Consider the following 9,874-nt stretch of genomic DNA (forward strand, 5'->3'; position numbering starts at 1 on the left):
CAAGGACAGGCAGATGATCCGGGTCGGCACCGAGCGCCCCAACGCGCTGCTGTTCACCGGCGGCGTCGGCGCGCTCATCGACCTGCCCAACATGAGCGTCATCGTCCGCGGCCTCGACGCCTGGGACCACGAGAAGAGCCAGCTCACCGACCTCACCGAGCCCCGGCTGCTGCGCAACGTTCGCGCTGTCCTCGGTCGCCAGGTCGCTGCGTTGCGACCGGCGCCGTACCTCGAGCGCGCTCCCGGCGAAAAGCCCACCGGGGACCACGCCCGAGTAGGAGTGCCCGTCACGCCATTCCCGCGGTGGATGCGCTGCAGTCGCTGCAGCATGCTCACCGCGGTCCAGACCGACGGGATGTCCGGGGCGTTCCTGTTCCGCAACAGCAACCCCTACAAGCCCGACGAGGCGCGGTTCGTCCACGAGAACTGCCCGCAGGCGCGGCAAGCCAAGGTGAAGCCCAGCGCCCTGCCGGCCCGTTTTGTCCTAGCCTGCAAGGACGGTCATCTCGACGAGTTTCCCTACGTCGACTACGTCCACCGCCGAAAGCCTTGCCCTGCGGGAGTCGACGGGAAGTTGCAGTTCCATGATCCGGGGCTTAATGCCGGTTCAGCAATCATGATCTATTGCAGTTGCAACGCGAGACGGTCGATGGCCGACGCCCTCAAGCACCACAGGGACCCGGACAGGGAGATCCTGCCGGTCTGCCGGGGCCGCAACCCGCACCTCGGAGCCTTCGAGGCCGCAGGCTGCGGCAAGACGGTCCGCGCGATGGTGCTCGGCGCGAGCAACCAGTGGTTCAGCATCGTCGCCCGGGCCCTCTACATCCCCGATCAGAGCAGCGCCCTCAACGAGGCGGTCACCAGGCACTGGCCCAAGTTGGCGTCTGTTGAGAGCCGCGCTGACCTCGACGGCGCGGTGAAATATGCCGACGAGCTCAAGCCCCTAAAGGACTTCGACCTCGACAAGGTCTGGGCCGAGATCCAGCGCCGACACGACGACGTGCCCGGCGAGGCCGAAGACCTAACCGAGCGGGAGTACCACGCCCTCTCCGACCCCACCCAAGCAGCCAAGGGCGACCCTGACTACGAAGCCCGCATCGTCACGGCGGTCCCGGCCGGCTGGCAGCCGCTGCTGCGCCGCGTCGTGGCCGTCACCCGGCTCCGCGAGACCAAGGCGTTGCTCGGCTTCACCCGTATCGATGCCCCCGAGTACGGCGAGGTCGACCCAGACTCCGTCCAGCGCGCTCCGCTCGTCAGGAGCGGCAAGCCCACCTGGGTTCCGGCAGCCATCACCCGCGGCGAAGGCATCTTCCTGCACCTCAACCCTGACACCCTCGCCGGGTGGGAAGCGGTCGCCGAGGCGAGCCCGCACTTGGACAACCTGCGCCGCGCCCACCGGCAGTGGCGGGAGAACCGGGCGATGAACGGGCCTCATCACGACTACTGGCCCGGCGACCGCTACCTGCTGCTGCACACCCTCAGCCACCTGCTGATCCGCGAGATCGCCCTCGAGTGCGGCTACGCCAGCGCCAGCATCACCGAGCGGATCTACGGCGCTACCCGCGATGGACGCGCCGAGGCCGGGATCTTGCTGTACACCGCGGCGAGTGACAGCGAAGGCACCCTCGGCGGCCTCGTCCGGCTCGCGCAGCCGGACGAACTCGGACGCATCCTGCACGCGGCTTTCAGCAACGCGCGCCGCTGCTCGAGCGATCCGCTCTGCGGCGACCACGCCCCGATCGACAGCGAAGACACCCTGCACGGCGCGGCCTGTCACGCGTGCCTGTTCGCGTCGGAAACCAGCTGCCAGCGGGGCAACCGCTTCCTCGACCGACGACTCGTCGTCCCGATCGACGCCGTGGAACCGAAGCTCGACCTGCTGCATCACCTCGGCGGCCTCCCCGGCTCGGCCTGACATGGCGGTCCCGGTCCCCCTTCTGAAGGCCTGCGCCGCGCTCGGGCGCGAGCTCACGCCCTCGCACGCCCGAGATCTCGCGGAGGCCCTCGCCCCTTATGCGTCGCGGGCGGGCGCCGAACCTGCAGCATCCGTCGTACCCACCGCCCACTTCGGGGCTGTCGTTCGCCGTCTGCTCAAGGCATGGGATGCATACCCCGCCGTTGCAGGGAGCGAACTCGGCCCGGCGATCGCCGCAGCCGCCTACGCCCACGAGCTGGCACGCACCGAGCCGGAGCTCGAACTCGTACTCAGTGGTCCGACATCGGCCCACGTCCATGCCCGTCGCACCGACGACGTCCTGCTGGAGCTCATCGCCAGCGCGCAGACGTCCCTGCTCCTGGTGACCTACTCACTCCACATGTATCCAGAGCTCAAAGCTGCGCTGAAGGGCGCCATTGCCAGAGACGTACAGGTCACGGTTCTGGCCGAGGACCCCAAGGACAACGGCAAGTTCAACAAGGATCCCGCCTTCGCCCTGGCAGGCCTGGCGGTCACCCGGCTTCGCTGGCCCAGTGATCAGCGCCCTACCGGCTGGACGTCACTCCATGCCAAGATCGCCGTGGCAGATGACCACACCGTTTTCCTCACTAGTGCAAATTTGAGCCTGAAGGCGTCCGGGGACAACGTCGAGGCGGGCGTGCTCATACGCGGTGGGGACTGGGCGCGGCGCATCCTGAACCACATCGGGAGTCAGCGCGCCTCGGCGGTCCTGATCGATGCCTAAGCCGTGACCCACCGAACCGAATTGCGGCTGGACCTCCTCGATGCTGTCGGCCCCTGCGACCAATCAGTCGACAGCGCGGATACCTTCGCCTCAGCGTGCGACCCCTAGGGGTATCTGGCTGATGTCTACGTGCTCGCGCCCATCGAAGCAGGGGACTGAGGCTGGCCATCATTCGCGACATGGTGGACAGCCAGCCGGGCTGGCGGTGGATGTCGTATGTCGCTGATGCCCATGCGCTGTACGCCAAACGGGCACAGACCAAGTCCAGCCGACGTGAGCAAGGGGCGTCGCACGTCAGCCCGCCGAGCACGTCCTAGGAATTGAGGCCGCTCAAGTGACGGACCTCGGCGACCGACGGCGTAGGCGCCGCCTGACGGCTAGGGCATCAGCACCACGGGTAGATGAACAGGCTCTGGTCACCCGCTCGGTGGTCGGCCAGTATCACTGACAGCGACAGGGTGTCAGGCAGCGCGGACACGTCGGTGCCCGCGCGCGGGGTCACGCCCAGCGCCACGGCGGTGGCGATGGGCAGGCCCGAACGTGCGACCTGGCTGAATGCTCCGGCGTCCTTCAATGCCGCTATTCCGGCCTGCATGCACCGGGTGTCCTGAGCGGCATTGGCCGGGCCGGCCGGCACGACGAGCAGAACTGCAGCGGCTGCGGTCACGGCGGCCGCGCTGGCAATACGGTTCACGGTTCCTCCTTGAGTCACAGTTTCCTTTTAGGGATACCTCCATTTGAATCCTCAGAAGCTAAGCTTGTCAAGGGTCTGTCTAAGGTTTAGATTGGCTTGATGCAACCCATTCCTCCCGCTGATGTCGGTCTGTACCGGATCGGCGAACTCGCGCGGCGGGTGGGCCTGAGCGAGCACGTACTGCGTGCGTGGGAGCGGCGTTACCAGGTGGTGCAGCCGACCCGGACGCCGAGCGGCTACCGGCTCTACTCCGAAGCTGACGAGCAACGACTCAGGCAGATGCTCCGGCTGGTGCAGCGAGGGGCGCCACCGGCTGAAGCGGCCCGCACGGTGCTGGCCGGCCCGCCGGCTGATGCTCGTGGCCCACTTGACCCGGCGGTGTCTCGTCTTCTCAGCATGAGCCGTCAGCGGTTGCGCAGCGCCCTGTTGGCGATGGTCGAGCCGCGAGCGCAAGCGGTGCTGGACGAGGTGCTGGCGGCGGCGCCGCTCGAGACCGCGATCAGACGGGTGCTGCTGCCGGTGTTGCGCGAGCTGGGTGTGGGCTGGCACGCCGGTCAGGTCAGCGTGGCGCAGGAGCACTTCGCCACGGCGATCATTCGCGGTCGGCTCGCCGGGTTGGCGCGCGGATGGGGTCAGCAGTCCGGACCGCGCGCCCTGCTGGCCTGCCCGCCCGGCGAGCGGCACGATCTCGGCTTGCTCATGTTCGGACTCCTGCTCGCGCGCCGGGGCTGGTCGATCAGCTTCCTGGGAGCCGACACTCCGATCGCGGCGATCGGCTCGGCGGTCGCGGCCCAGCGCACTGACCTGGTGGTGCTCTCGGCCATGGACCCCGCGCGGCTGGATGCGGTCGCCGATGAGTTACGAGAGCTTGGCTCGCGCGTTCGGGTGATGCTCGGCGGCCCCGGCGCGACCGAGCGGGTATCGACGTGCTCGGGTGCGGAGCTACTCACCGGTGATCTGATCGATTCTGCCGACGTGCTCAGCGCGCAAGCCCGTTGAGCGCGGCGGGGAGGCAGTCAGCTCGCCATCGCGAAGTGGGTCACTCAGCGTGGCGGGAACCGCAGGACGCGGTCATCGCCGTCGCGCACGGCGCCCCGGCCGTCGGTGTTGGACGTGGTGAGCCACAGCGAGCCGTCCGGCGCGGTCGCCACCGTCCGCAGCCGGCCGTAACGTCCTTGCAGCTCGGGCTTGGACTGCCCGGCAGCCGCTCCGGTGAGCGAGACGCTCCACAGGCGCTCGCCGCGAAGGGCGGCGACATAGGCGGTGTCGCCGGCGATGGCCATGCCTGAGGGGGAGGCCTCATCGGTCGACCAGGTGACCAGGGGGTTGGTGAACCGCCCCCCGTCGGTGTCGCCGGTTCCCTCCACGATCGGCCATCCGTAGTTGCGGCCGGCCTCGATGCGGTTGACCTCGTCCAGCTCGTTCTGCCCGAACTCGGTGGCGAACAGCTGCCGTCGCGAGTCCCAGGCCAGGCCTTGGACGTTGCGGTGGCCGAGGCTGTACACCGGCGACCCCGCGGTCGGATTGCCGGGCGCCGGCGTCCCGTCCGGCGCCAGGCGCAGGATCTTTCCGTTGGGGCTCGACGGGTCCTGGGAGCGCTGGGTGTCACCGGCGTCGCCGGTGCCGACGTAGAGCATCCCGTCCGGGCCGAAGGCGATGCGCCCGCCGTTGTGAAAGCCGGCCTTGGCGATGCCGTCGAAGATCACCTCGGGCTGGCCGCCGCCGAGCCGGAAGCGCACGACGCGGTTGTCCTGCTCGCCGGTGTAGTAGGCGTAGACGAGATTGTCCTTGGCAAAGCTGGGGGAGACGGCCAGGCCGAGCAACCCGCCCTCGCCCGAGGCCGCCACACCGGGCACGTCATAGACCTGCCGGGGCGCGCCGCCGCCGGCAGCAAGCCTGAGGATCCGGCCGGTGTCGCGCTCGCCGACCAGCGCGTCACCGCCGGGCAGGAAGGCCAGGCCCCAGGGCACCTCGATGTCCTGTGCCACCACCTGCGGCGCACCGAGATTGGGCGCCCTGGAGGGGAACGCGCTGGACGGCGCCGCGTTGGATGGGGTGCTTCTGGCCGGGGTCGTGCTCGACGGGCCCGTGCTGGGCGTCGCGCTCGAGGCGGCGCCCGGACTGCTGGCCGCGCCCGGACTGCTGGCCGCGCCCGGACTGCTGGCGGTGGCCGAAGCGGTGGTGGCGGGAGCGTCGTCGGGCTCGGCGCTGCTCCCGCAGCCGGCCAACGCGATCAGGGCGATCAGCGCGACAGAGGCCCGCCACCGGGTGCATCCGATCATGCGTGCCAACCCTTCGACTGATCTCGTTCGCCACGGTCCTGCGACATTGTCCGCACGGTTCCAGGCTATTCGCCGTTGGAGGCCACCCATGCCGTCGGCGGCGGATGCGGGCAGGAGCTTAGGAGACTCCTACCGCCAGAGCCGATCACCCTGGCGCACCGCGATGAAGCAATGCAAAGAACTCCTTGCAAAGAAGTCTTTGCATTAGTAGGTTCCGACCATGCCCGCACCCCGCCCCGAGATGGTGACCGTTCGCGATCCCCAGGTCCTGCGTGCTCTGGCCCACCCACTGCGGGTCCGCTTGCTCGGGTTGCTGCGCCTGGACGGTCCCTCCACCGCGAGCCGGCTCGCCGAGAAGGTGGGGGAGTCCAGCGGGTCCACCAGCTACCACCTGCGCCAGCTCGCCCAGCACGGCTTCGTCGCCGAGGTGCCGGATCGCGGCACCGGTCGCGAGCGCTGGTGGCAGGCCGAGCACCTGATGACCAACTGGGAGCCCGATCAGCTGATCGAGCAGCCGGGAGGCCTGGAGGCCAACGAGCAGATGCAGCGCCTGCAGATCGAGGTTCTCGGCCGCGAGCTGCGGTCCTGGGTCGAGCGCGGGCGCGAGCACGGCCGGGAGTGGGCGGGCGTCGCCGGGCTGTCGGACTACGTGCTGCGCCTCACCCCGGCCGAGACCCGGCAGGTGCTGGACGAGGTCTACGCCGTGCTCGACCGCTGGGCCCAGACCCACCGCGAGCCCGGCCCGGACACCCGCCAGGTCAACCTCTTCGCCGCGGCCTTTCCCCGGTCAGAGCAGGCGTGAGCGCGCCGGCCACCGTCGCCGCCGCCACCCGGCGGCTGGTGGGGCTGACGGCCCTGCGCTGGCTGCCGGTCGGCCTGACGACCCCGGTCACCGTGCTGCTGGCCCTGTCCCGAGGGCTGTCCCTGCGCGAGGTCGGCCTGCTGTTCACCGTCCACGGGCTGGTGGTCCTGGCCCTCGAACTCCCCACTGGCGGCCTGGCCGACGTCCTCGGACGCCGGCCCGGTCGTCGTCACCGGCGCGCTCCTGCACCTGGCGTCCTGCCTGGTCTACGCCGGCGCCCACTCGTTCGGCGGCTTTCTCGCCGGAGTGCTGCTGCTGGCCGTCGGCCGCGCGCTCGACTCGGGCCCGGTCGAGGCCTGGTACGTCGACACCGTCCACCGACTCGACTCCTCGGCCGACGTGGCGCCCGGTCTGGCCAAGCACTCCGCGGCCGACGGCGGCGGGCTCGCGGTGGGCGCCGTCGCCGGCGGGTTGTTGCCGGCGGTCTTCGACGGCGACCTCGCCGTGCCGTTCCTGCTCGCCGCCGCGCTCAACCTGGTCTTCATCGCCGCCGTCCTGCCCCTGCTGCACGAGCAGCGGCCACCCCGCCAGGGCACGGCGCGTGCGGCGCTGCTCACCGGGGCGCGCGAGACGCCCGCGACCGTCGGGGCGGCGGTCCGGCTCTCGGTCACCGACGGCCCGCTGCGCCTGGTGCTGCTGCTGACCGCCGCCGGCGGCGCGGGGTTGGTGGCCTGCGAGCTGCTGGGACCGGTGCGCTTCGCCGAGTTGGCCGGTGGGCGCGACGACGGCGCGGCGGTCTATGGCACGGTGCTGGCCTCGGCCTTCGCCGCCGCGTCCCTGGCCGCCCTGGCTGCCACGCCGCTGCGACGGCTGTTGCGCGGCTCGACCCGGGCGGCCTGTGCCGCGCTGGCGGTCCTGGGTGGCCTCTCTCTCGTAGCGCTGGCCGGGCCGGACCTGCTGCCGGTCGCCGCCGTCGCCTTCGTCGGCTACTACGTCGCTCACGGCGCGAACTGGCCGCTGCTGTCGGCGGTGCTGCACGGGCGGGTCACCGCGGCTCACCGGGCGACGGCGGTCTCGGCGATGTCGCTGGCGATGGCGGTCGGAGGGCTGCTGGGCAACCTGCTGATCCCGCTGATTCCCCGGAACACCGCCTTCATCACCGTCGGCACCCTGGTCGCGCTCAGCGCGCTCACCTGCTGGCGGCTGCCCTCGCAACGCCAAGAAGGCCTGGTCGACGAGCCGCGGGCCGACGGGAAGGACCCGCTCGACGGTCCCACCCTCGCAGCGGCCGACGCTGCTGGTCAGCATCAGCGGCAGATCGCCACACCGTCGGCTGACAGCACTTGATCAGTTCCAGAAAATGGGTCAGACTGCGGCGCATGCCTACCGTTTCGGACCTTGAGCGCATACTGCGCGCTGCCGATCTGCGGGTCACCCGTCCTCGGGTGGCGGTGCTGACCGCAGTGCACCAGCACCCCCACGCCGACACCGACTCGATCATCGGGCACGTGCGCAAGGACTACGGCGAGGTCTCCCACCAGGCCGTCTACGACGTGCTCCGGGCGCTGACCACCGCAGGCCTGGTCCGGCGCATCGAGCCGGCAGGCTCGGTGGCCCGCTACGAGGCGCGCGTCGGTGACAACCACCACCACGCCGTCTGCCGGTCCTGCGGAGTCATCGCCGACGTCGACTGCGCCGCCGGCCAGACTCCCTGCCTGACTGCCTCCGACGACCGCGGCTTCGTGATCGACGAGGCCGAGGTCGTCTACTGGGGCCTGTGCCCCGAGTGCGTCGCCGCGGGGTCGGGTGCAGCGACGTCGGAGACAGCGACGTCTGAGACAGCGGCGTCTGAGACAGCGGCGCTCGGCGGTAGCTGACCGCGTCAGACCACCTGCCAAAGAACCAGCAAGACCCAGCCCGCCAACACAGCAAGACCAATCACCCAACAGCAAGACCCAGCCCGCAACAGCAAGACCAATCACCAACAGCAAGACCAATCACCAACAGCAAGACCCAGCCCGCAACAGCAAGACCAATCACCCAACAGCAAGACCAATCACCCAACAGCAAGACCAAGTCCGCCAAACAGACAGCGAACAGGAGTGCGACCGACGTGTCCGAGAGTGAAAACCCGGTAATCCCGTCCCCCCAGCCCGCATCGAATCGGCCGAGGACGAACCAGGACTGGTGGCCGAACCAGCTGAGCCTGCAGGTTCTGCACCAGCACTCGCCCCGGTCGAACCCGATGGGCGAGGACTACAAGTACGCCGAGAAGTTCGCCTCCCTCGACGTCGAGGCACTCAAGCGCGACGTCTACGAGGTCATGACGACCTCGCAGGACTGGTGGCCGGCCGACTACGGCCACTACGGGCCGCTGTTCATCCGGCTCTCCTGGCACGCGGCGGGCACCTACCGGATCGCCGACGGCCGCGGCGGCGGCGGCCAGGGCGCGCAGCGCTTCGCCCCGCTCAACAGCTGGCCCGACAACGCCAACCTCGACAAGGCGCGCCGGCTGCTGTGGCCGGTCAAGCAGAAGTACGGCCAGCAGGTCTCGTGGGCCGACCTGCTCGTGCTCGCCGGCAACGTCGCCCTGGAGTCGATGGGCTTCAAGACCTTCGGCTTCGGTTTCGGCCGCGTGGACGTCTGGGAGCCCGAGGAGATCATCTGGGGCCCGGAGGACACCTGGCTCGGTGACGAGCGCTACGTCTCGGACAACGAGATGGCCGAGGACGTCGGCGCGACCGAGATGGGCCTGATCTACGTCAACCCCGAGGGTCCCCGCGGCAGCGGCGACTTCCGGGCGGCGGCCCACTTCATCCGGGAGACCTTCGGCCGGATGGCGATGAACGACGAGGAGACCGTCGCCCTGATCGCCGGCGGCCACACCTTCGGCAAGACCCACGGCGCCGGACCCGCCGACAACCACGTCGGCCCGGAGCCCGAGGGCGCCCCGCTGGAGACGCAGGGTCTGGGCTGGCTGAGCACCTACGGCACCGGCAAGGGCCCGGACACGATCACCAGCGGCCTCGAGGTGACCTGGACCGATCGGCCGACCGAGTGGAGCAACCGCTTCTTCGAGATCCTCTTCTCCTACGAGTGGGAGCTCACCACCAGCCCCGGCGGCGCCAAGCTGTGGGTCGCCTAGGACGCCGAGGCGATCATCCCGGACGCCCACGACCCGTCCCGCAAGCACAAGCCGACGATGCTCACCACCGACCTGTCGCTGCGTTTCGACCCGACGTACGAGAAGATCTCGCGGCGTTTCCTGGAGAACCCGGACGAGTTCGCGCTGGCCTTCGCCAAGGCCTGGTACAAGCTGCTGCACCGCGACATGGGCCCGGTCAGCCGCTTCCTGGGCCCGTGGGTCGCCGAGCCGCAGCTGTGGCAGGACCCGGTGCCGGCCGTCGACCACGAG

10 protein-coding genes are annotated in these 9,874 nt (G+C 69.9%); 8 read left to right on the forward strand and 2 right to left on the reverse strand.

The features are described 5' to 3' along the window. Positions 1-13: 13 nt before the first annotated feature. Both VGB75_19055 and drmC read left to right on the forward strand, forming a co-directional pair. The gene (locus VGB75_19055) at positions 14-1,915 is read left to right on the forward strand and encodes a DUF1998 domain-containing protein (protein HEY0169148.1); all 1,902 of its coding nucleotides are present in this window, start codon (positions 14-16) and stop codon (positions 1,913-1,915) included. 1 nt (position 1,916) lies between these two features. Further along, positions 1,917-2,681, forward strand: coding sequence for a DISARM system phospholipase D-like protein DrmC (drmC, locus tag VGB75_19060; GenBank protein ID HEY0169149.1), 765 nt, complete (start codon positions 1,917-1,919; stop codon positions 2,679-2,681). 385 nt (positions 2,682-3,066) lie between these two features. Here the strand turns inward: drmC and VGB75_19065 are convergent, their stop codons facing one another. Beyond that, the gene (locus tag VGB75_19065; protein HEY0169150.1) at positions 3,067-3,375 is read right to left on the reverse strand and encodes a hypothetical protein; all 309 of its coding nucleotides are present in this window, start codon (positions 3,373-3,375) and stop codon (positions 3,067-3,069) included. A gap of 99 nt (positions 3,376-3,474) precedes the next feature. Between VGB75_19065 and VGB75_19070 the strand changes: the two genes are divergently transcribed. Continuing rightward, entirely contained in the window at positions 3,475-4,374 is a 900-nt protein-coding gene (locus VGB75_19070) for a MerR family transcriptional regulator (GenBank protein ID HEY0169151.1), read from the forward strand. 44 nt (positions 4,375-4,418) lie between these two features. Here the strand turns inward: VGB75_19070 and VGB75_19075 are convergent, their stop codons facing one another. Continuing rightward, the gene (locus VGB75_19075; GenBank protein ID HEY0169152.1) at positions 4,419-5,657 is read right to left on the reverse strand and encodes a PQQ-dependent sugar dehydrogenase; all 1,239 of its coding nucleotides are present in this window, start codon (positions 5,655-5,657) and stop codon (positions 4,419-4,421) included. Positions 5,658-5,877: 220 nt separating this feature from the next. Between VGB75_19075 and VGB75_19080 the strand changes: the two genes are divergently transcribed. The 5 genes from VGB75_19080 to VGB75_19100 all read left to right on the forward strand — a co-directional run. Further along, positions 5,878-6,459: a helix-turn-helix domain-containing protein gene (locus VGB75_19080; GenBank protein HEY0169153.1), complete on the forward strand. Its 582-nt coding sequence runs from the start codon at positions 5,878-5,880 to the stop codon at positions 6,457-6,459. 186 nt (positions 6,460-6,645) lie between these two features. Beyond that, positions 6,646-7,806, forward strand: coding sequence for an MFS transporter (locus tag VGB75_19085; GenBank protein ID HEY0169154.1), 1,161 nt, complete (start codon positions 6,646-6,648; stop codon positions 7,804-7,806). A 32-nt stretch (positions 7,807-7,838) separates the two neighbouring features. Next, the gene (locus tag VGB75_19090) at positions 7,839-8,336 is read left to right on the forward strand and encodes a Fur family transcriptional regulator (GenBank protein ID HEY0169155.1); all 498 of its coding nucleotides are present in this window, start codon (positions 7,839-7,841) and stop codon (positions 8,334-8,336) included. Positions 8,337-8,572: 236 nt separating this feature from the next. Next, complete coding sequence (locus VGB75_19095) at positions 8,573-9,604, forward strand: peroxidase family protein (protein ID HEY0169156.1); 1,032 nt, start codon at positions 8,573-8,575, stop codon at positions 9,602-9,604. Between the two features lie 57 nt (positions 9,605-9,661). Next, the coding region (locus VGB75_19100) for a hypothetical protein (GenBank protein HEY0169157.1) at positions 9,662-9,874 on the forward strand (213 nt) is incomplete at its 3' end.

This window comes from Jatrophihabitans sp. (genome assembly GCA_036399055.1).
Classification (GTDB): Bacteria; Actinomycetota; Actinomycetes; order Mycobacteriales; family Jatrophihabitantaceae; genus Jatrophihabitans_A.